The sequence below is a fragment of the Hafnia alvei genome (assembly GCF_900095695.1).
GTDB classification, from domain to species: Bacteria; Pseudomonadota; Gammaproteobacteria; order Enterobacterales; family Enterobacteriaceae; genus Hafnia; species Hafnia alvei_B.
Genome location: NZ_FMIQ01000006.1, coordinates 119,945 through 142,597 on the forward strand (window position 1 = coordinate 119,945; position 22,653 = coordinate 142,597).

General features: G+C 52.1%; 19 protein-coding genes and 1 tRNA gene. 9 read left to right on the forward strand and 11 right to left on the reverse strand.

The genetic code is table 11. The features are described 5' to 3' along the window. The first annotated feature begins 29 nt into the window (after positions 1–29). From tssA to BN1044_RS02025, 6 genes are all read left to right on the forward strand, one after another. Positions 30–1,622 carry a type VI secretion system protein TssA gene (gene tssA / locus BN1044_RS02000; RefSeq protein WP_072307341.1) on the forward strand — a complete coding sequence of 531 codons (1,593 nt, stop codon included), beginning with the start codon at positions 30–32 and terminating at the stop codon, positions 1,620–1,622. Positions 1,623–1,699: 77 nt separating this feature from the next. Further along, on the forward strand, positions 1,700–3,463 hold the full coding sequence (tssF, locus tag BN1044_RS02005) for a type VI secretion system baseplate subunit TssF (protein ID WP_072307342.1): 1,764 nt from the start codon (positions 1,700–1,702) through the stop codon (positions 3,461–3,463). Next, complete coding sequence (gene tssG / locus BN1044_RS02010) at positions 3,427–4,512, forward strand: type VI secretion system baseplate subunit TssG (RefSeq protein ID WP_072307343.1); 1,086 nt, start codon at positions 3,427–3,429, stop codon at positions 4,510–4,512. The genes tssF and tssG overlap by 37 nt, the downstream gene beginning before the upstream one ends. Continuing rightward, a complete protein-coding gene (gene tssJ, locus BN1044_RS02015; protein WP_072307344.1) occupies positions 4,493–5,041 on the forward strand; it encodes a type VI secretion system lipoprotein TssJ in 549 nt (182 codons plus the stop codon). The genes tssG and tssJ overlap by 20 nt, the downstream gene beginning before the upstream one ends. A gap of 3 nt (positions 5,042–5,044) precedes the next feature. Beyond that, a complete protein-coding gene (gene tssE / locus BN1044_RS02020; RefSeq protein ID WP_040045974.1) occupies positions 5,045–5,482 on the forward strand; it encodes a type VI secretion system baseplate subunit TssE in 438 nt (145 codons plus the stop codon). Between the two features lie 33 nt (positions 5,483–5,515). Then, complete coding sequence (locus tag BN1044_RS02025) at positions 5,516–6,883, forward strand: VasL domain-containing protein (protein WP_072307345.1); 1,368 nt, start codon at positions 5,516–5,518, stop codon at positions 6,881–6,883. 43 nt (positions 6,884–6,926) lie between these two features. On the opposite strand, the gene BN1044_RS02030 is transcribed toward BN1044_RS02025, so the two are convergent. After that, positions 6,927–9,311 carry a DUF3772 domain-containing protein gene (locus tag BN1044_RS02030; protein WP_072307346.1) on the reverse strand — a complete coding sequence of 795 codons (2,385 nt, stop codon included), beginning with the start codon at positions 9,309–9,311 and terminating at the stop codon, positions 6,927–6,929. Between the two features lie 174 nt (positions 9,312–9,485). Then, positions 9,486–10,976: an efflux transporter outer membrane subunit gene (locus tag BN1044_RS02035; RefSeq protein ID WP_072307347.1), complete on the reverse strand. Its 1,491-nt coding sequence runs from the start codon at positions 10,974–10,976 to the stop codon at positions 9,486–9,488. A gap of 370 nt (positions 10,977–11,346) precedes the next feature. On the opposite strand from BN1044_RS02035, the gene amyA reads away from it, so the two are divergent. Continuing rightward, the gene (gene amyA, locus BN1044_RS02040) at positions 11,347–12,828 is read left to right on the forward strand and encodes an alpha-amylase (RefSeq protein WP_072307348.1); all 1,482 of its coding nucleotides are present in this window, start codon (positions 11,347–11,349) and stop codon (positions 12,826–12,828) included. A gap of 11 nt (positions 12,829–12,839) precedes the next feature. Here the strand turns inward: amyA and BN1044_RS02045 are convergent, their stop codons facing one another. The 5 genes from BN1044_RS02045 to BN1044_RS02065 all read right to left on the reverse strand — a co-directional run bounded on the left by BN1044_RS02045 (position 12,840) and on the right by BN1044_RS02065 (position 18,128). Beyond that, positions 12,840–13,814, reverse strand: coding sequence for a Csu type fimbrial protein (locus BN1044_RS02045; RefSeq protein WP_072307349.1), 975 nt, complete (start codon positions 13,812–13,814; stop codon positions 12,840–12,842). Between the two features lies 1 nt (position 13,815). Next, on the reverse strand, positions 13,816–16,176 hold the full coding sequence (locus BN1044_RS02050) for a fimbria/pilus outer membrane usher protein (RefSeq protein ID WP_072307350.1): 2,361 nt from the start codon (positions 16,174–16,176) through the stop codon (positions 13,816–13,818). A gap of 62 nt (positions 16,177–16,238) precedes the next feature. Further along, positions 16,239–17,000, reverse strand: a complete 762-nt coding sequence (locus BN1044_RS02055) for a fimbrial biogenesis chaperone (protein ID WP_072307351.1) — start codon at positions 16,998–17,000, stop codon at positions 16,239–16,241. Positions 17,001–17,015: 15 nt separating this feature from the next. Beyond that, positions 17,016–17,522, reverse strand: coding sequence for a Csu type fimbrial protein (locus BN1044_RS02060; RefSeq protein ID WP_072307352.1), 507 nt, complete (start codon positions 17,520–17,522; stop codon positions 17,016–17,018). A gap of 36 nt (positions 17,523–17,558) precedes the next feature. After that, positions 17,559–18,128: a spore coat protein U domain-containing protein gene (locus BN1044_RS02065; protein ID WP_072307353.1), complete on the reverse strand. Its 570-nt coding sequence runs from the start codon at positions 18,126–18,128 to the stop codon at positions 17,559–17,561. Between the two features lie 611 nt (positions 18,129–18,739). Here BN1044_RS02065 and BN1044_RS02075 point away from each other — a divergent pair. Both BN1044_RS02075 and BN1044_RS02080 read left to right on the forward strand, forming a co-directional pair. Continuing rightward, positions 18,740–19,408, forward strand: coding sequence for a gamma-glutamylcyclotransferase (locus tag BN1044_RS02075; protein WP_072307355.1), 669 nt, complete (start codon positions 18,740–18,742; stop codon positions 19,406–19,408). Between the two features lie 111 nt (positions 19,409–19,519). Then, positions 19,520–19,595, forward strand: a tRNA-Lys gene (locus tag BN1044_RS02080). 92 nt (positions 19,596–19,687) lie between these two features. Here BN1044_RS02080 and BN1044_RS23270 read toward each other — a convergent pair. The 4 genes from BN1044_RS23270 to BN1044_RS02095 are packed head-to-tail and all read right to left on the reverse strand — an operon-like array spanning position 19,688 to position 22,517. Continuing rightward, positions 19,688–19,891, reverse strand: a complete 204-nt coding sequence (locus BN1044_RS23270) for a hypothetical protein (protein WP_130973948.1) — start codon at positions 19,889–19,891, stop codon at positions 19,688–19,690. A 2-nt stretch (positions 19,892–19,893) separates the two neighbouring features. Continuing rightward, on the reverse strand, positions 19,894–20,502 hold the full coding sequence (locus BN1044_RS02085) for a tail assembly protein (protein ID WP_039184631.1): 609 nt from the start codon (positions 20,500–20,502) through the stop codon (positions 19,894–19,896). A 13-nt stretch (positions 20,503–20,515) separates the two neighbouring features. Beyond that, positions 20,516–22,177, reverse strand: coding sequence for a terminase large subunit (locus BN1044_RS02090; protein WP_072307609.1), 1,662 nt, complete (start codon positions 22,175–22,177; stop codon positions 20,516–20,518). After that, entirely contained in the window at positions 22,164–22,517 is a 354-nt protein-coding gene (locus BN1044_RS02095) for a phage terminase small subunit P27 family (RefSeq protein WP_004097125.1), read from the reverse strand. Before BN1044_RS02095 ends, BN1044_RS02090 begins: the two co-directional genes overlap by 14 nt. Positions 22,518–22,653 lie beyond the last annotated feature (136 nt).

A 22,653-nucleotide genomic window follows, 5' to 3' on the forward strand; every position in this document is an offset into this window, starting at 1 on the left:
AATTATAACTCTATGCTGGAGAATGAATAATGCTACAGGGATTAATCGCCGCCAGCATGAACGGGCGCGATGCTTTGGCATTGGCGGGCGAGCAGGTGGCGCTGTGGGACAAATGGCTGTTACCGATTAGCGCCGATGCGCCTGCGGGGGAAGACCCGGGCTACGACGATGATTTTCAGCGCATGCGTGAAGAGGTTAACCGCCTGTCGGGCGCTGATACCGATCTTATCTGTCAGTTAGCCGAAAAGCTGTTGACCGCCGTGTGCAAAGACGTGCGGGTGGCGACCTATTACCTTTGGGCGCGGCTGCATCGCGATGGAGAAACCGGGCTTGCCGATGGCTTAACGCTGCTGGCGGGCGTGGTGTCTCGCTTTAGCGATACGGTGTTACCGCTGCGTGCGCATAGCCGCAAGGTGGCGATGGAGTGGCTGACCAGCAGCAAAGTGCTGGATAGCCTGTCGCGTTATCCGGAAGTGGTGAAAGCCGACGTGGAGCGCACGGTGGCCGCGTTGGCGCTGTTGGACAGCGCAATGCAGGTGTGGCCAGAGGAAGAACGTCCTTCGCTCGGCGGACTTTATTCGGCGCTGGATGCACGTTTAGCGCAGGCGGGCGGTCTAGACGCCGTAGTGCCGCAGAACAGCGCGCCAGCGGGGCAAAAGGAAGAGGCGGGATCGACGCTGGGCTTACCCACGCTCAAGCAGATCCAATCAGGACGTGATTTGCTCGATCAGGCGCGAGAACTGGCGCGTTACCTGCGCGATCAGCCGCAGGGCTGGCTGTCGAGCAGTCGGCTGATGAAAAGCCTGCGTTGGGATACGGTGCATCAGTTGCCGCCGCAGGATGCCTCGGGGAATACGCGCTTAACGCCGCCGCGGGCCGACAACCGCGCCCAGCTTAAACGCCTGTATATGCAACAAAGTTGGAATGAGTTGCTGGAACAGGTTGAGCGTATGTATGCCGAAGGCGTGAATCATTTTTGGCTCGATTTGCAGTGGTATGCCTGCCAAAGCCTGAGCAAACAAGGCCATCCTTATGACGCGTGGGGCGATATCGTGAAACGCGATTTGGGCATGTTTTTAGAGCGGTTGCCGGGTTTGGAAGAGATGACCTACAACGACGGCACACCGTTTGCCGATGAGGTGACCCGCGATTGGATCACTCAGCACGTGAGCGGCAATCAAGAGCAGTGGGCTGCGCCGCCGGCGTCGACTCAGCCTCAGGGCGACGACGACGTGTTGGCGCTGGAAGGTGAAGCGTTGGCACAGGCCGATAGCGATGGCGTTGAAGCCGCGCTGACGTGGCTAAGCACCCGCTCGGGTATCCATACCCCGCGTAATCGCTGGCTGTTGCGGCTGTTGATGGCGCGTATTGCTGAGCAGTACGGTAAAAATGAGATGGCGCTGCATCTGTTAACCGAGCTGGATATTAACCCGTCCCAGCTGACGCTAGCGGAATGGGAGCCGGCACTGAGTTTCGAGGTGAAAGCCCGTCTGCTGAAACTGCTACGGTTGAAATCGCAGCGCAATGATAGCGATAAAGCGGCGCTGGCACGGCGTATGGAAACCTTGTTAGCCGGGTTGGTGAACATCGATCCGGTGAGAGCCGCCGTGCTGTGTGGCTGATACTGCCGCAGACAATGGCCTGATTTTGGTTTTACCTCCCCCTATTTTTTAACCTTTCTCATGAGAACACAATTCGCATGGATGATTTAACTCTGCGCTATTTTGAAGCAGAAATGCGCTATCTGCGTGAAGCAGGTAAAGAATTTGCCGAAGCGCATCCTGACCGCGCGGCCATGCTTAATCTGGATAAGGTGGGCGCGCGCGATCCCTACGTGGAACGTCTGTTTGAAGGCTTTGCCTTCTTGATGGGGCGACTGCGCGAAAAGCTGGATGACGATTTGCCAGAACTCACCGAAGGGTTAGTGAGTCTGCTGTGGCCGCATTATTTGCGCACAATTCCGTCGCTTTCTATCGTGGAGCTCTCGCCGGACTGGTCGCAGATGAAACACAGCGAGCGCGTGGCTCGCGGTTTTGAGGTGATGTCGCAGCCGGTGGGGCAGCAGAAAACCCGCTGCCACTATAGCACGACGCAGGATCTCGATCTGCTGCCGTTGAATTTATCTCAGGTGGGGCTGAGCACTGAGCCGGACGGTCGTTCGGTGATCCGCTTCCGCTTTGAATGCAGCGAATTGGCCGACTGGGCACAAGTCGATCTTAGCCGTGTACCGCTTTATTTGAACGCGGATAGTCCGGTGGCGAGCGCGCTGCATCAGGCGTTAACGCTGCAAACACAGGCCATGTACCTGCGTTTACCGGAACGGGCCGAGCGTCAGCGTATCGACGGCTATTTTTCGCCGCTGGGGTTTGGCGAGCAGGACGGTCTGTGGCCGAAAGGGGAAAGTGCCTTTAGCGGCTATCAGCTGTTGTTGGAGTTTTTCACCTTCCGGCAGAAATTCATGTTTGTGGGATTGAACGGGCTGGATCAGCTTGAACTGCCTGCTGAATTGCCGTGGTTTGAGATCGAGGTTGTGCTGAACGAGCTGTGGCCGTACGACATGCCGTTTGACGCTGAAAACCTGCGTTTGCACTGTGTTCCCGTGATTAATCTCTTCCCGCTAGAGGCTGACCCGCTGCGCCTTTCGCCGCTGGAGACCGACTATTTGCTGCGTCCGATGCGCTTGCAGGATGGACACACTGAGATCTATTCGGTCGACAGCGTGGTCTCGTCGAAACACACCGGACATCAAACCTACGTGCCTTTCAGCAGCTTCCGACATAAAGGCGGCATGATGCGCTACGACGCGCCGGAGCGTTATTTCCATACCCGAGTGAAACGCGGTGCTTCTGGGCTGCACGATACGTGGCTGATCCTCGGCGGCGAAGCGTTCGACAGCGATAAGCTGCTCGCGGAAGAAAACCTGTCGCTGAGCCTGACCGGTACCAACGGTCAACTGCCGCGTAAGGCGCTGCAAAGCACGCTGTTGGATACGGTGGTGCAGTCGACACAAACCAAACTGTCGGTGCGAAATCTGTGCGCGCCAACCATGCCGTGCTATCCGCCGACGCGCGATCGTTTTCACTGGCGGGTATTAAGCCACCTTGGTTCGAACTTCTTGCCGATGATGGATAACGCCGAAGTGCTGCGCGGCACGCTTTCGCTGTATGACTGGACGGGCGATGAACTTAACCGCCGTCGCTTAGCGGCGATTGTTGACGTGAAACATCATCTGATCCAGCGCTTTGAAAAAGGCTTTTTGCTGCGCGGCGTGGATATTGAAGTCACGCTGGACAGCAATGGTTTTTCCGGCGAGGGGGATATCAGCCTGTTTGGTGAAATGCTCAGCCGCTTCTTTGCGCTGTATGCCGATATTCATCTGTTTAACCAGCTTACGTTGATACTGCAACCTTCAGGGAAATGTCTGCAATGGAAAGAGAATCACAGTCAGCGCATTCCGGGCTAATGGCAGCGCTGCAAGGGCGCATGTCGGAGGTTAACGTCTATCGCTTTTGTCAGCTGCTGGAGCGGGTAGCGCCAGAAAGACCGGCGCTGGGCAGTACCGCCAGCCCGCATGACGATCCGGTGCGTTTTCATCCTCATCCCGGTATGGGATTTCCCGTCAGTGAATTGAAATCGCTGGAAAGTGATGAGTTTCATCCCGAGCGTCCACCGACGGTGCGTACTACGTTTTTGGGGCTATACGGCGTTGATTCACCGCTGCCGACTTCATACCTCGACGATATTGCGCAGAGGCGAGAAGGACATGAGGCGCTGGAAGCGTTTCTGGATATCTTCAATCACCGCATTTTTACTCAGTTTTATCGTATTTGGCGCAAGTATTCCTATCCGGCCACGTTTCAAACGGGCGGAACGGATGAAACCTCGCAGTGCCTATTGGGGCTGATTGGTTTGGGGATACCCGGTACCTCTTCACATATTGCCACGCCGGTATCGCGGTTTTTGGCGCTGCTGAGCGTGATGCGCTTACCCACGCGCACCGCCGAAGGGGTGATGGCGTTAGTGAGACTGCTGGCGCCGAAAACCACGGCGGTGGTCACGCCGCACGATCGCCAGCAAATTGTGCTCAAACAGCCGGCCGGACTGGGGCAAACGCAGCGGGTTAATTTGTCGCAGCGTGCCGTATTGGGCGCAACCGGCACCGATGTGAATACCCAACTGTTGCTCACGCTGCACACCACGGATTTGAACGAGGCGAAAGGCTGGCTGCCGGGGGGGCAACTGCACACCGATTTGATGGTTTTACTGCGGGTTTATCTAGGATGGCGCTGCAATGCACGGCTGAAGCTGGTGCTGCCGACCACCATGTTGCCGCCGCCGGTACTCGGTAAAACGCCGATTCAGCTTGGTTTAACCGGTTTGTTAGGCCTGCATGCCGCCGCTCCTGCGGCTTTAGCGTTACCCAACGAGATCACGGTTAACTTGGGGCATTATCAAGGATTACAGCCGAATACGGCGAACAGAGAGGTTAAGCATGTCAATTTTCGCTTCTAAGCCCCGTACATTGCAGGCGACAGCGATGGCGTTGTCCGTGTTGTTGCTCGCAGGTTGCGGCTTGACGCAGAGCGTCGCAGACGGTACAGCATCGGTGACTAAATCGATATTTTACAAAAAGATAAAAACGCTGCATCTGGATTTCAGCGCCCGCGAGGCGCTTAACACCGACGCGAAGGATATGAGTGCGCTGTCTGTGCCGACGCTGGTACGGGTTTATCAATTGCGTGATAGCAAAGCGTTCGAACAGCTGGATTATCAAAGCCTGCTGGTAGACGGCGATGCAAGCCTTAAAGCGGATTTGCTCAGCGAGCGTGAAGTGGTGGTGAAACCGGGCACCGGCGCGTCGTTGAATATGCCGATGGAAAAAGACGCCAAGTTTGTGGCGGTTGTTGGGTTATTCCGTATGCCGGATATGCAGAAAAATAGCTGGCGGTTGGTTATCGACCGCGAGGATTTGTTGCCCGATGATCCACGAATTATCGAGCTGAGAAATAACGCCCTTAGCCTTAAACCGGTGAAGGATTAGGCCATGACCTCTCAAAATCCTTCATTGTATGAAATGCTGACGCTGAACTTTGGCGGCGAGCTGGATTTGCAGCGGGTGAGCGAGCGTGACCAGGTGATTTTATCGGTGCTCGATAACATGCAGCGCATTCTTAATAGCCGCGCTGGCACCTTGGCGCATTTACCCGACTATGGCCTGCCCGATATGAGCCAGATCCTACAAGGCATGCCGGGCTCAGCGCATGGATTGCTTTCGCTGCTGTCGGCGACGTTATTAAAGTATGAACCGCGCCTTGAAAGCCTGTCGATTACGCTGCTGCCCCAAACGCGCAGCGGTCATTTGGAATACACCCTCGAGGCTCAGTTAAAAGAACTGGGTCTGGTGCGCTTCGGCACGGAGTTTGCGCCCGAGGGTAAAGTATTGGTGCGCCATCTCAAACAGCAGCAGTTTGTTTCCGCTTAGTTTTTCTTTCTTTTTACGGAGCTTCACTTACGCATGGCTTCTTTCTCCGAACAACATTTACGTACCGGCGGCGATCCGCGCACGCTGAGCGAATTTACCGCACTGCGCGATGAGCTGAGTAAGCTTACGCACCCTGCGCGTCCTGACGTCGATTGGCAAAAAGTGGAGCAGCTGTGTCTGGGACTTTTTCGCCAAAACGGGGTTGAGCTGCAAACGACCGCTTATTACACGCTGGCACGCGCGCATCGTGCGGGATTGGCGGGCATTGAAGAGGGGTTGGTGCTTGTCGATGGATTATTGACGCATCAGTGGCCGGTGTTTTGGCCCGCGCAAACCCATGCGCGCATGGAAATTCTGGGTTGGCTCGCCACGCGCCTGCAGCAACTGCTGCGTGGCTATGTGTTTAAGTATGGTGACTTGCCGATTATTTATCGCACCGAAACGCTGCTGGAACACCTGAGCGAAGTGCTGGCGCGTTTGGAGCTGAAGCATCTTAGCCAGTTAGATGGGTTATATCATCTGATGCATAACACCGCGCTTCGGTTGGAAAGTTTAGACGGCGATAATGCGATACAGGGCGGAAGCACGCTGGCGGCGCGACCGTCGATGTCGATAGCTGGGCCTGAAATGCGGGATGATTCACCGCTGGTGTACGTGGTTCAGGCCGAGGCAAAGCCGGTGATCATGCGGGTGGAAAATACCGCAAGCGGTATTCAGAAAAGCCACTGGCTTGGTTTTGCAACCGGATTAATTTGCATGGCGCTGGTGGGCAGCGCGGGGCTGTGGAGCTGGAATGCATGGCATCAGGAGCCCGTGCGTAATCTGTTGTTAGCCACGGTAGAACCGTTACCGCAGCCGTTATCGCCTGCGCAGATGAATACGCTGCGCACCGAGAAAGCCGAGAAGCTGCCTACGTTGACCAATGACATGGTGGCGGCAACGCAAAAGCAGTTGGAAAATATTAATTCATTACCCGCGCTTTGGTCGCTGAACTATGCTTCTCAGCTGGTTAAGCAGGCGCAAACGCTGTGGCCGCAAACGCCGGCGGTCGATCAGCTGGCTGCCGGATGGCTGCTCAATTTGAACGCGCAGGCGGCGGCCAGTGATACGCTTGATGATTGGCATTTGGCGCAAACCCGTTTGCAACAGCTGGCCAATAAGCTCAATGGATTAGACGAGCAGCGGGGGAAATATATGACCGTTTCGGAGTTGAAATCGTCGATTTTTGCTATTCAACAGCCGCTGGTGAAATCACCGCCGTTGGAGGAGCTGCTGCGGCAGTTATCTGAACAGCAAAACGCCGGAACAGTTTCTCCGGCGTTGGTTCGGCAGATCGATAACCGTTTTAAACAGCTGCAAAGTCGTTATATGTTGCTGATGATGGAACCGAGGTCGTTGTAGGTTTTCAGCGGGCAACGCCTTTTTTCGGTGTTGCCCGTGGTTTTTACTCTTCTGTTAGCGCCGCAGATGGCGCTCTTTCAATTACCATCGTCTGGCTTTGACTCAGACTGATGCCTGCCGCTCTGAGTCTTTTCAAAATCTCATACAGTAAATCACTCTTGGTACCGCTCACCACGCGAGGGCTCGCCACATAGCCCGTGACGCTGAGCACAATGCCGTTTGGCCCCAATTCTTTGAAGCTCACCGACGGCGCGGGCGCCGGCTGTATGGCAACATGCTGGTGATAGGCGTCGAGCAGCAGCGTGCGCGTTTGCTCAGGATCGATATCCAACGGGAAGGTGAGCGCAATCGTCACCACGCCTTGCGCATTACCCATGGTGGCATTGCGAACGTTTTGTGAAATCAACTGGGAGTTGGGCACAATTACGGTGGAACGATCGCTGAGCTGGATTTCGGTGGCACGGACGTTGATGCGGCGAATATCGCCCTCAACGCCGCTGATACTGATTAAATCACCAACTTTGACCGGACGCTCGGTGAGCAAAATCAGGCCGGAGATAAAGTTTTTTACGATCTCCTGCAAACCAAAACCGATACCGACCGATAGGGCACTGACGATCCACGCCAGCTTATTCCACTCAATGCCCAGCGTAGAGAGCGTGAGTAAGATAATCAGCACGTAGCCGACGTTGGTGAACAACGTCACTAATGAGGCACGCATGCCGCGATCCATCATGGTTTTTGGCAGGAAATCGTTATCTAGCCAACGGCGCGCGGTGCGTAGAATGTACCAGCCAATAACCAAGCACAGCACGGCATTGAGGGCGTGTGCCGGGATAATCGTGACGCCGCCTAACCCTTTGCCGCGCCAAATTTCGACGACTTTTTGTAGCAGGGCGAGCGGCGTGGTCGAACCGTAGGTTCCGCTCAGCAGCGCGGTCACCGCAAACAGTACCAACATCGTTTTGCCAACCGCGGCGAACAGCGTAGCGGCTAGCGAGAGATGGCGGTCGCTTAGGCTGAGCGTGTTTTTGAGTATTTTTCCTGACGGGTTGCTGGGTGTGAATATGCTTTCGCATAGGTCAGTCATCAGATGAATCAGCAGATACAAGCAGGCCAACACCAGCCATACCCAGATCAGTTCATAGGTGAGGAAGCGGGCCAGCAGAATGTAGCCTGTGAGCAGGGCGATAATAATGGCAAACGACGTGGCGCTGATCGCCAGATGAATGAATCCGGCCAGCGCCGAACGTGCGCTCGGCTGTTCGTTATTGGTGCTTCGTCCGTGGCGCAGTCGGGTGACGCGTACCGCCATGAAAATCGCAATCAGCGCCACCAGCAGTGATAATAATCCGCTGCAAAAGACCGTGGCGGCGATGCTGGCGCCCACCAGATTATTGAGTTGTTCAAGAATGCTGAAAATAAAAACGGCGGTAGCAATAAGGATCGGAAAAGGCGCTAAGGCTTTGGCCGCGTTATCGGAAATGTTTGGCAACCGCCAAGAGGGATGGCGATTGGATAATAATGCGCTACCCAGTCCGGCAATCAGGCTAGAAAAGATGGTTAACCGCACCAGCGTGTGCGCAAATTCGAGCAGCATCGGCGACGTGTCGGGCAAGCGAATGAACAGATAGCATAGGAAGTGGGCGCTAGTACCGAGCATCACGGCGGTGAGTACGGTGGTGCTGAAGGCGAGTACGCTACGGCGTAGGCGCCCTTCGGGTAACCACCGTTGCATCATGGCGCTGACCGGTTTATCCAACACGGCATGGCTGAAGACGCCAAAGGCCAGCGCCAGCAAGATATAAAACACCGATCCTGCTTTCCAGCCGGGTTGCCAAGCGTTGTCCCAAGCGTTGGCTAGCTGTTGATTAAAATCGCTGAACTTATCTAGATCGTGATTCTGTGATGAAAGAATCGGAGACCAAAAGCTTTGTCCTAGAATGGTGCCTGAATTAAGCGCGATCTGAGATTTTAACGCCGAGCGGCGCAGGTTATTAATTTGGGTGGAGAGATTAGCGGCATTGGTTTTTACCGTATTAACTTGTTCAATTTGTTTATCTAGCTGGGTTTTAGTGCGGTTCAGCGCTGTTCTTTGCTGGGTAACCACTGGCGTTTCATCGGCGGATTTGGGGCCGAGTACGTCAAGCTGAGCCTGTATTTGTGCGATTTCTGGGGTGAGTTCGGCGGCCTTGGCGTCGGCCTCTTCAGCCAGTTGCAGCGTTTCACTGTTGAGTTGACCGAGTAGTTTTTCGTGCTGGGCGTTAGCAACCTGTTGCTTGATGGTATCAAGTTTTTTCTGCAAGACGCCGCTGTCTACATGCGTACTCGCTGTAACCTGCTGTGTACTGCTGCTAGCGGCATGGCTCATGAGCGGCGTTGTTAGCAACATAACCAACAGCGCGTAGGTTTTTAGCATTTTCAGCATGTACAAAGGATCTCATTTAGGCATTTTTATGATAACTATTCGTTAATTATAGAGAAAATAGTAGGCGTTTTGTGAATCATTTTGTGAACCCGTTTACATGTGAGGTAGCAACGGGGCGAATACGCGGCAGCAAAGAGAGACTTTGTTGCCGCTATTTATTGATGACGTGTTTGCTTATGACTTGCGCGATGTGGCTTCGGCTCGGTATCCACCGCCGAGTGATTTGATGAGGTTGATGTCTGCGTCTATCCAACGGCCGTGCAGTTCGATCAGCTTGGTTTGCTCTGCCAGCAGCGGCAGCTTGGCTTTTGCCACGTTAACCCCGCTGATGACGCCAGCTTGAAAGCGCATTTGGGTGAGCGACCAGATTTTTTGGTCTCCGGTCACCACTTCGGTTTGGTGGGCACTTTGGGCGGCGAGGGTTTGTAGCTGAGTAATGCCCTTGGTGACATCAGTAATGGCATTCACTACCGCTTTGTTGTAGCTGGCGATATTCAGGTTGCTGTCGCTTTGTACAATGCTGAGATTGGCGTTAAGGCGTCCACCATCGAAAATAGGCAGCGTTAAGCCGAATATGCCGCCCATTTGCTGGGCGGAACCACGAAACAGATCGCTGAGGTGTAGCGCATCGTTCTGTAAGAACCCCATCAGGTTGATATTCGGATAAAACGCGGCTTTGGCTGCATCGACTTGGCTTAATGACGCGTCGATATACCAGTGCGCGGCTTGCAAATCGGGGCGGCGAGCCAGTAATTCGTAGCTTAAATTCTGCGGTAGGGTGCTAATGACGTCAGGTAACGGCACCGTTTTAAGCGCCGGTAACGGCGTTTTTAGCCCGACAAGCGCCTGCAAATTTGCCCGTAACAAGAGCAAATTGCCGCGCGATGCATCGATTTGTTCATCGATTTTGGTAAATTGCGTTTCGGTCTCGGTCTGTTCGAGCGAAGAGATAATGCCTTGGTCGTAAAGCTTGCGATCCGTATCGGCGATGATGGCCTCTTGCGCTTTGACCTCAATGAGCGTGGCCTGTAGTGCTTTGACGGTTTGAATATCCCAATAGATTTGGGTTACGGCGGAGGAAACCAGCAGTTCACTCTCAGCCAGTTCCGCCTGTCGTGCTTTGTAAACGCCGAGAGCAGATTGGACCTGAGCGCGATTTTTCCCCCATAAATCCAGATCGTAGCTGGCCTGCAAACCAAAGGTGCCGTTGGTATACCACGGTCCCGTGGTGCCGGTGGCCGGATCGTCAAGGGCAAAAGGCCCCATCACACCTTCAGCCGACATTTTCTGGCGTTCAACGTCGGCACCGAAATTCACGATGGGTAAATCATCGGCGCGTGCCCGATCGGTTTGCGCTTTGGCTATTTCTACGCGTTGACGAACCACGGCAAGCGTGGGGGAGTCGGCAAGCGCTTGCTCAACCAGTTGGTTGAGCTGAGGGTTATGATAATTTTGCCACCAGTGGCTTCCCGGCCATGCACGCCGTGCCCCGGCGGGGGCATCGTTGATGTGTATTTGGCTGAGGTCGGTTTGCGGCAGAGGTGCTTTATCTGAGTGGATCATCGCGCAGCCGCCGATGGCTAAAGATACAGCGATAAGCAAACTGGCACGTAATAGCGAGTGGCTTGGAATAATAGACGGGCTTTTTTTATTTGTTTTATTCATGGCTTGGCTTGAATTAATAATAATTAGGTATAATTTTATTATTAATCTAATGGTGAAGTAATAAGTGCGCGAACATTAAAGGCTTTTATTATTTTTGTTTTATGCAGTTGTGCGGATATGAGTTATTTTTTCTAAAAAACAAATATAGCGCGGTAGATTTATTCCAACTCAGTAATTATGTTTTTAATTCATATTTAAAATGAATGTATTTTTCTTTTATTTAATAAAATACCTCAATGAAATATACAACCTACCGTTAGAGAGAAAACCGATCCGTGGCACGTCGTTAGATGCTTTCTGTGAATATTTTTGGTTGAGTGTGGATTTTTCATCCATGCTTATGGTTCGGCCTTTTTAGGGATGACTCACGATGAAAAAAACCACGCTGTTTCAGTTCTTTCACTGGTATTACCCGGACGGCGGGAAATTGTGGCCCGAGGTGGCTGATAAAGCCGAGTCTCTTTCTCGATTGGGGATAAGCCACGTTTGGCTTCCACCTGCGTATAAGGGGGCCAGCGGCGGCTACTCTGTGGGGTATGACTCTTATGATCTCTTCGATCTCGGCGAGTTCGACCAGAAAGGGAGCGTGCCAACTAAATACGGTGATAGGGCTGGATTAGAACATGCGGCGCAGTGTTTGCAAGCGCACGGTCTGCAGGTGCTGTTTGACGCCGTGTTGAATCACAAGCTGGGGGCGGATGAGACAGAGCGCGTGCATGTGCGCCGCGTTGAAGAGCATAACCGCAATGATATCGATGATAGCTCTTTTGAAGCATTAGCCTACACGCGTTTCGTATTTCCCGGGCGACAGGGGAAATACTCTGAGTTTGTTTGGGATTATCGCTGTTTTAGCGGCGTGGACTATATTGAAGACCCGAATGAAAACGGCATTTTCAAGATCATGAACGATTTCGGCGAAGAGGGCTGGAGCGATGATGTTGATAAAGAAAACGGCAATTATGATTATCTCATGGGGGCCGATATTGAATTCCGTAATGAGGCGGTTAACGAGGAATTAAAATTCTGGGGGCGTTGGTTATTGGATTCCGTACCCTGCGATGGATTTCGTCTAGACGCGGTGAAGCATATTCCCGCGTGGTTTTATTCTCAATGGCTCGATCATCTGCGTGAGCATTCTGGCCGCGAATTATTTACCGTGGCGGAATATTGGTCACCGGAGGTTGCTGCGCTGCAGAACTATCTGCAAGAAACAGAAAACAAACTGATGCTGTTTGATTCTGTTCTGCATACCAAATTTCATCATGCGTCTAAATCGGGCAGTGATTACGATCTTTCCACGCTGTTTGCTGACACGCTGGTGGCGAGTGCGCCTGAGAATACGGTAACGCTGGTGGCGAACCATGATACTCAGCCGTTGCAGTCGCTGGAGGCGCCGGTGGAACCGTGGTTTAAGCCATTGGCGTATGCGTTAATTCTGCTGCGCGAACAGGGCGTGCCCTGCGTTTTTTATCCCGATCTGTTTGGTGCGACCTATACCGATAAAGGCGATGACGGTGAGGATTATGAAATCATCATGCCCGTTATTCCTGAGCTTGAAAAATTGATTGAAGCACGCCAGCGTTTTGCCAACGGCGCGCAGCACGATTATTTTGACGCGCCGCAGTGCGTGGCGTTTGTGCGCGATGGCACCGAGGAAGCCCCGGGCTGTGTGGTGATCATGACCAATGGCGATGTGGCATCTAAGCATGTGCAACTGGCAGAGGGTTTGGCCGGGCGGCAGTTTTATGATTTTCTCGGCAACCATGCCGATGTGGTTACCGCAGGTGATGATGCCAGCGCTGAGTTCCCCGTATCGGCGGGGAGCGTCAGCGTTTGGGTTTTGCAGGAGTGAACGAACACGCTTTAAAAGGCCACGTCGACGATCAGCGTATCGTTGTAAACGCCGGCTGGTGGCGTGTTCTGGGTAGGAAATATTTTAGCCGTGTAATTATAGGTTTTAGTCATGGTGTCAGGGCTGGTGGTGGTGGCTGCAGTGCTGCTCCAGCGCTGGCTGCCGACCGATCCCCAGCGGTTATTGCTGGTTGACTGATAGATATCGTAGCTGAGTAAATTTGCTACGCCATTAAGCATATTGCGTACGCCACCACTGGCATTTTGCCCATCACTTATTCCCACGGTATAGGTTGCGCTCTTGGTGCAAACTAAGGTGATAGTTCCTGATTGGGTGCTAAAGCTACCCGCCACTGGCGCACTGCCGAAATTGATATCGGGCGCGGTAATGGTGGCGCAGTCGTTGGCGACGATAAGGGTGATCGGGATAGACAGGGTATCAGAACCGGGATCGGGGATTGCGCAGATACCAATTGCGCCGACGGTACAAATACTCCAGCTGATATTAAGATTGAGGGACGCGGTATAGGTTCCAGCAGCCACTGACTGGCCAATGACAGTCTGGATGGTAAATGGGAGGTTATACTGGGTATTGCTTAATAGTGTTAGCAGCGTTGCGCTGGAAACTGCGGCTGTATCGGCAACTTGAATTTCCTTAGCCGGCGTACACGTTCGTGGAATGCAGTTTAGTTGAACGGGAATGGTATCCGTTGTGGTGCCGCTGGTTAGCAACGCTCGTGGCGTGTTAGCGGGCGTTGCGCTGGCAAAGTTGACGTTGATAAATCCCGGCGCTGCGATGTTTAGCACCGTGGTGCAGGTTAATTGAATATTTATCGTCTGCGATTGGGACGTGGCGTTGACCACGACAGAGCTTTGAGTGCCATAATTCACTATCACAGGCTTTGTGAGCGTACAGAGAGCATGCGCAGTGGGAGAGAAAAAGAAACTAGCAACTAACGTGGTCATAACGGTGAGCAAGATCCTCATGTTACTGGTTCTCCGCAGTGGCGCTAAGTTGGCAGACAAATGGCCCATAGGTACTCAGCTTTTGTGAATGTTGGTCGGGTAGACTGAAATTAACAGTACAGTTTTGTCCATTGGGCGTGCGTATGCGCAATGTGTTTTGACGATCCAGATTTTCCAGATAGGCCAATCCATCCCAGCCGACGTAGGTGTCTGGTTTTCCCTGCTGCGATACGGTACTCGACAGAGGGATCGCGGCTCCGGTTTGATCGTGCAAGATCACGCTGGCAGCACGGCGTTCGCGAACCGGGAAATGCACCACGTAACCGCTGTTTCGGCGTACAGAAATGCGTTGCTCCGTGGTATCGGCGTAAATATCAGCCGGTAAACTTAAGGTGTCGATGCTGAATTTTGATGGGTAAAACGAGGAGACACCCGGCACCAGCATGTATCCCTGACGGTTCGTGGTGCCTTTAGGTTGGTTTTCAAAATTGACGCCAATATTGGGGTAGCCATCGGTGCTGACGATCACAAAGGAGTCGTTGATCTGGTTAGCCGTAAGCAGCGTGTTGTCCATATACACCAACGCGCCCATCATCTCTCCCCATTGGGTATAATTATCCGATGGGCCATAAACGCCGCCTTGCAGCTGAACATGTTCATTGCGCCAGCCGAGCGTGGCCTGCTGATAGTTGCTTTGCTGTGACTGGTTGGCGTAGGCCAGATTCCACTTAAATCCACCGTCGCTTGGCATCGCGTGGTCATAGGCGATGGTTTGCTGATTTTCGCCCGTCGCATTGCGCTGCGTGGTAACGCTGACGTTGTCAAAGGCGTTGAATGGAATTTGAATCGATAGCGCCAATGCCCAATCTTGCTGCGAGGGATCGCGGCTGGCTGATACGTAAACGGTGCTGTTGCCCCATAAACTTTTATTCCACGACAGGTTCAGCAGTCGGGTACGGTCGCCCGCGAAGCTTTGAATATCAAAGTAGGCCAAACCAAAGCTGCCGAGCTGGTCTAGTGAAATTGCCGCCGAGTATTGATCGCTGCTTTTGCTCAGTGAATATGAGGACTGGTCGGAATTGCTCTGTGGTTCGTCATACAGCGCGAGGTTGCCAAAGTTTTTATCGCGGCGGCTGTGCTGAGTGCCAATATTGAAACGCGAATTGCTGTATTGGTATCCCCAATCATATTGATTTCCGCGTTTGCCATACATGGTGCTGGTGGTTACCGAGGTATTGAGCACGCCCAGATAGCCCAGTTTAACCAATGAGCCGAGCCCGCCGAGTGCTAATTCTGATGCACCTTCAGCGTGAGTTTCCAGCGTGAGGTAATCGTTTATACCGTAACGATAGGAGCCACTGGCGGCGGCGCTTCCGTAGGAGAAATCTTTTTCACCGTAATCGCGGCGTATTGCGCCAAGCGACAGTGACGCGTCAGAAAGCCCCGGTTTTAATAAGGTGCTGGCGACGTAAAAAGGCTGAGTGGTGGAGACGCGACGGCCCAGCGCATCAGTAGTGACTAACACCGCTTCTCCCGCACCGTTAACATAAGGCAGGTTGGTAAGCGTGAACGGCCCTGGCTCAAGATTAGTGCTGGCCGACTGATAGCCGTTAATGAAGATATCCGCCGTGGTGGGCACCGCTGTTTGCCCATTAAAAGCAGGAAGCGGATAGGTAATGATGTCGGGCCGAACGGAGAAATCACGGCCGACGGTGATACCGCCTAATCGTACGCTGTTACTCCAACTGAGCGCTCCGGTGATGAGGTCCCCCGCTTGCCAACTGAAAGCATGCGCTTCGTTTACCCCACTTAAGGTGGTGTCATAGCGTCGATAACCTTCATCAACGTCGCTACCGTTGCCCCCAAAGCTTTTACGCAAAATACCGGTGCTGGACAGCGTTGCAGCAGGGGTAAAAATACGGAATTCGTTCCATGCCGATGAAAGGGTTGCCGCTCCTGATGTTCGACTGGTGTAAACGTCATAGTTGAATAGCGCACCGCTGCCGGCAACGGCTTGAGTTTGCTGGGTTGGATTACCGGTGAATACCGATTGGTTGGGCAGCCAATCAGTGGGTACTTGGAGTAACAGACGCTGACCTTCGCTGTCATAGTGCGTCTCGATATTTGTGTCAGCGGTTAAATCTGTTTCTGGCGCAGGAAATTTATCCGCAGGCAGGCCAAGGCCAATGAGCTCTGACGATGAAATATAAAAATGACCGTTGCGTAGGATCACAGCACTCAATTTGCCGGTATCGAACCGGTTGATCACTAAGGCTAAACGAAAGTGCTGGTCTTGATTAACGATGCTGGCCGTGGGCGGTGGCGGCAGCTCACTGCTGCCCGATTCGCCCAGTGCGATACCGGGCAAACTTAATGTGACCATAAGTGACACAGCGTGGCTGCGCCAAACCCTGATGGCTTTCACGACGGCATCTTAAAGGGCGGCTATTGCGCCGGACCTGACTGCCAGATATTGCTGTCGCTATTTACTTCAGCCTTTAGCATTTGGCCTCGAGTGACTCCGGCTGGCAAAGGCCACGTCCGATAGGATCCGGCGAGGACGTAGCCGAGTAGTCCATCGGCCATCGTTTTACCATTAATCGAGACCTTACTCAGGCGTGCGTGAATCGTACCACGGTTGGTGACCTCAATAGCCGGGTGACCATTATTGGTGGTCATCTTCCAGCTCAGTTGGCTTTGGCTAAGATGTACCGGTTCTGCCGCATTGCGCTGGAAATTAACGCCGTCGCCGTACACAAATAAAGGCAGCGAATAGCGCATTAACAGTGACACCCCTGCCTGAGACCCCGTAGAGCGCTCGGCAGGGGGGACTTCATCAATCAGAATACGGAACGCTTGTTCTTGCCCAGCAGGCGTTGGGGATTGACGGATTAGCCTGATTAATTGTTTTTTCCCCGCGCCGATATTCACAATGGGAGGGCTTGCGACAACGTCTTGTTGGCTCCGATAGTTTTCTTCTCCCGCAACCTGTTTCCAGCCAAGAACTCTAATTTGCATCGTGGCGGCCACGGCACCTTTATTTTCTAGCCACAGCTCAGTGGCATTATCGTTGGCACCTAAGGCGGGATCGATTGGCCAGATCAACATATTTGTGGCGGCATAGGCATTTACGGGGACGATGGTGCTTAATAGCGCACTGCCCAGAATAATACAAAGATGATGCGTAGCGCGCTGGAGGTTGCTCATTATTATCTCCTTGATTTACCAAGTAAGCGTCACCGTTAATGTATCGGTGTAGCTCCCTGAAGGGCTAAAGCCGTTAAGTTGTAATACGCCGTAAATCGGCAAAATAATATTGTTATTGGAGCTGGAAATATTGAGTGGAACGTTTTGGTTCACGATGATTTCATTGGTGTGCGCTGCATTGGAATAAATACGATAGGGCAACTGCAGGCTATTTCCGCTTTGCATCACGTTGCGCACCGTCGTGAAGTTTGAACCGCCATTGATGGCCATACTCAGCGACACACCAGGAGTACACGCCAGCGTCAGCGAGGTGTTTTGCACAAAAGTGCCGCTAACGCTGCCGGTACCCGTGCCGGAATAGGTACCAAAGCTCAAGGTGCCAAATAGACTTCCCGTACCCAAAACGGCACAGCCAGCCACGATGGTGGCCTGTGCTTTAAACTGCGCAGTGATGATGCCGTAGGCGCTCCCCAGCGTGAGCCCCCACAGCAACGTCGCCGCTAAAAGCGGTGGAAGCGTCATATCTAATGCGCACCACGCCCGCTTTATCACGGCTAATTAATAAGTAATGGTAATGTTTAACGTGTCAGCATAAGCACCTGCTAATACGTTTGTGCTGTTCGCAACGCCAACGATTTTGGCCCATAACGCATAGCTGTTCGTGTTTCCACTGGTGCTCACCGCTGTTAACGGGGCGCCGTTCGCCAATGCAGTTGTCATGCCTGAGGTTCCATAAACGCTATAGGCAATACCTTGCGTGGTGGCAGTTGGGCTGATCAAATAACGCCCGGGGGTGCCAACAGTGCCGTAGACCGTAGTAGGCGCGGCATTGAGGCTGCTGGTGAGCGCGACGGTATAGGTTGCGCCAGATGTACACTGCACGTTAAACGTATTACCGCCGGTGCCTCCGCCGGTAAAGGTGGCAGTTAATGTATCAAAGGTCGCAACGGATGTTCCAAAGTTCAACGAGCCGAAGTTAACCGCCGTTTGCGCAGGTGATCCGTTGACTAGACAGCCGTTGGTAAGTGTTAATGTTACGGCAACGGTACCCGTTGTCGTAGCTGCCATCGCTGGTGCGGCAAACAAGCCAGCGCTAGCTGCGATTGCGAAAATAAACCGTAGCTTCATTATCCGTCCCTCATGGTAAGTAGACTACTAAACAGCAATTAATTCCTAGCTGGTGAAACGCGTAAACAAAGCAAAAGCTTCAATAATTCTTATATTTAAGGCCTATATTACAAATGTAGCCCAAGTGATAAAAAATGACCACTACTATGTGACAAAACACAATTTACGGTTATTTAGGGATAAATTAACAAAGGATGAGAACGCTTCTCGTTATCTAATAAAAGAGAAAATAAAGGCAAAATATAAGGGAGATTCGTTAATGGAAAACGGAATAAAACTATTCGACGGGAGTTTTTGGATTATCAACTAAAATTGATAATTTGCAGAAATATTTTCGGGGGAGTAGCATTGTTATACACATTAATGGTCACGCCTGATGGGCAAACCGATTATGCAATCCTTTCATGCTTTTCTTAAAAACAAATCTCAATTTATGGCGGCGTTTTGGTCGATTATGATCATTATCTGTGAAACCTCCATCGCCCTATACATCATTCGAAATATTTGATTACTTCACAACCGCCACACGGCGCATGATGACAGTTGAGTTAAAACCATCTATAGATTAGTTTAAATTCACTGTCGTTGTTTTCTGCGCGGGGGAGGTTAACGTGTTAACTCGAAAGTTATTAGAATCGCAAGACTATGCCAAAACCTACTCAGCATTAGAAAACTTGTTCTGGACGCCAGCACAGCTGAATGCGTCGTTGAATGATGTGATTGAGAGTTGCCCCGAAGGGCAGGGGATTTGGGTTTTTGGCTATGGTTCACTTATTTGGAATCCGCTGCTTGAATTTGCCGAGGTGCAGCCCGCGTTCTTAAAAGGCTGGCAACGTGATTTTAATATTCGTCTATTAGCAGGGCGTGGCTCTGAATGTACTCCGGGACGTATGTTGGGTTTAAAACCGGGAGGCGAGACGCGTGGATTAGCATTTCGCTTATCAGACGAAAATGCGCGTAGCGAACTGCAGATACTTTGGACGCGTGAGATGCTGGCAGGAGTTTACACTCCACAGTGGTGCTCATTGACTCTTTCGGATGGCCGAGAAGTAAAGGGCATTACCTTTATCACCGATCGTGAACACCCGCTATATGAATCTTGTTCGGCATTGAATACCGTGGCAGCGCTGATTTCTCAGGCAAGCGGTGTGCTGGGCACCAACGCGGAGTATTTATTCTCTTTAGACTCCGCGCTAGAACAACACAGCATGCCCGATCACAACATCACAGAACTGGCGCGCTGCGTGCGTCAGATTCAGCAAGCGAAGTCACTGCGGTGAATGATGCGTGTTTCTTAAACATTTCGTAAACCTAGGCGGACACCAACCGTTCGCTCAGGGATTGTGTGATGATTGACGCAAACATCACAGAAGAGAATAATCACCGCCGTTGGGTCGTTAGCTCAGTTGGTAGAGCAGTTGACTCTTAATCAATTGGTCGGCGGTTCGAACCCGCCACGACCCACCAATAAATTCAAGGGCTTGCATGAAAATTGCGAGCCCTTTGTTTTTCTGGGGATACTCTGGGGATACCTCAGAACGGTAATCATAGGTAACTATTTATCTTTGTGGCCTTGTTGGTTTCCATTGATAGGTTGCCCGAACATCATAATCCGGCGCTGCGTTCTTGCGGGTCGATAGAATTGCTAACCTGTTACGCTTCATAACCTCACGACGCTGGCGCGGCGTCTGTCTTGGATGTTGATCGTCATGCTTTTGCATCATGGCGCATAAGATTTGATATTCAACCTGCGTCATTTTCATGATTAAACTTGATCTTCCGTATAGATTCCGGCAGATATGACAGCGCCGCCAATCTCGCGTTGACCATAACCAATCGGTACCGGATTGCCTTGAGCGGTGGTATTGACTGGGCCACCAAATGCATAACTGGGTTTATTATCTGGATCTTGCCGCATACGTAGCCCAGCCTGTTGGGGGGATAACATTTGGATAACGCCGCCGAGTGCAAGGGACGCGCCAGCCATCCCCAACCCGCCCGCCGTGAGTCCAGCGGCAGCCAATCCAGCAGCAGGAGTAAAGATAGCAGCAGCGATCAAAGCGGCACCGAGTATCGTTTGGAATAGGCCAGCGCGTTTACTGCCAATAAGCACCGGAACCAAATGAATATCGTCAGTACCGTTTGTCAGTTCTAGTTCATCCTCTTTGATATTTCGTTTTCCAACAAACACCGCAAAGGTTAACCCGCGCTTGTGTGCTGCCAGCATGTAATGCTCAAAATTGGGTAACAGGTTTTTTGCTGCGCTGATCATCTTTGGCGCGTTGTGTGCGCGGTATTTAAACTCTTTGCCAAATTGTGCAATGAGCGGTCCATGAAAACGCAGTGTACGAATAGGAACGTCAATAAATGCCATCGTGATACCTCTCTTAAATGCCGTTAAACGCTTTTAGGCGTTCTTGCTGTTCTTCGCTCATATCAAAAGCGAAATCTTCGTGTTCAATCTGCCAAGTACCAAAACTCATCAAGCCAGCGATGGCAGGATCTATTTTGTTGGCGGATTTTTTCTTATTTGGTTTTATGTTGGCGTTGGCGTCTGACTCCATTACCACGTTAGATAGCGCCCATGACAGCACCGGATCGCCGTTATGCCTGACCACCTTACGGTTAACAAAAACCTCCAGCGACTTAGCAACGGGGCTAAATTTCATGTAGGTCTGTGGGAATGGCTCAACGTCCAAACCTGCGCCCTGCAGTTGGGTTCTCAGGTGTGTAGCGTTCCACGTATCAAAGCCCACCAGCTTGATAGAAAAATGCTCGGAGTCTTGAAGGATGTCATCACGGATACGATCATAATCAATACAGTCGCCCTTTGTGATGCGTATCCAGCCTTGTTTTGCCCACTGGCGATAAATGGCGCGGTTCTTATTAGCGGGGTTATTGAGCTGTGCTTCTGGCAGGTAGTGCCGAGTGAGTAACAAAAGCCGCTTTTCAACGGGGAAGGTGTAACACACGCTGGTAATGTCATTGGTTGAAGACAAATCAAGCCCCGCATAACACTCGAGGCCGTGTAAATCTTCTTCGGTGTAGTCTTCTCTACAGGCATCCCATGCGCCCGTTCCCATCCACGGTGTTTCACCCTGACACCAGATATTAAAGCGCTTAGTCAGCATTTCTACCCATTGCGACGGAATACCCCGCGCCTTTTTGATAGTGTCAGCCAGCGCCACCGCATCAACCGAAACATGTAAATTAGGATTTGCCTTTATCCACTGTTCGGGATCATCAACTTCGTTCTCGTCGTCCAGCTCGTAGATGAGCGCAAACAGTGATTCATTCGTTTCTTCACCGTCGAGAATCTGACAGCAATAGTCATAATGCTGCTTACAGGCCGAGACAACGTTACTGCCGGCTGTCGTGATAGCGAACAATAGCGCCTCTGGACGTGCCCCCATACCAAGTTCAAGCGCGGAGTAAACCGAGTTATCAGGGTGTAAGTGGTACTCATCGACAATAGCGAGACTCGGGTTAGTCCCTTCAATCGTCGCCGCTTTCGCCGCCAGCGGCTTTAACAGGCTGTTAGATTTCCCGTATATCATCTTGTGTTGTTGGATGGTCAGGCGCTTTCTCAGGGGCTTTGAGAGCAAGCTCATTTGCCGAGCATCATCAAACACGATACGCGCCTGATCACGACTCACGGCAGCGGTGTAAATATCCTGCTGGCCTTCCTCCATCACCAAAAACCAGTTAGCCAGAATTGCGGCAGCGGTAGATTTGGCGTTCTTACGCGATACCAGTACAAAAGCACTGCGGTATTTTCTGCGGCCTGTGCTCTTAACTTTAAAGCCGAGCACATTTGCAAAGGCGAACTGCATCCACGGCGATAGCTCAATCGGTTTACCGCGCAGCGGGCCTTTGACATGAGGACACAGCAACGAAAAGGCAATAAAGCGCTCTACAGTGGCGCTGTCGAACGTATAGAGCGGATTGTTTAGGTCACAAAAGTACCGCTCAATGGCCTGTTTGAGACGCTTACAGGCCGGAATTTTGCCGTTTTTGACGTCTAACGCGTACTCGTTATAGGCGGTCAAGTTCATCGTCCTCATTGTTTTCTACCGGATTACGGCGGCGAGAGACGGGATCAAAGCCCAGCAATGACGACATTTTTATCATGATTTTTTCGGCATCAGACTTGGCTTTTAAAGCGGGGTTTGTGGTGGTGGCGCCGCGTGAACCTTCAACCGAAAATCCACGAGTGGCAAGGTCTGCCACGGCGCGACGGTACATTGAATAGTTGAGGCAATACAATTCAAGGTTACGCCAATCGGCATCAATCAAGTCGCCGCGCTCCATCAATTGTTTTGCTCTCGCTTTCCACTCTGCGGTGGCAATATCATCTAAATAAGCGGGGGCTTTTGGTGGCCTTGCCATAAATTACTGTTTTCCTGTGCCTTACTGCTGTGAAAAAAAGTGCCGCGCGTAAAAATTTGAGGAGGCGGGTGGTTCCTCCGGTGAGGGGGCTTTGTCTTCAAAACTCCCCCCACCCATCTGAGCGGCTAACTATCGG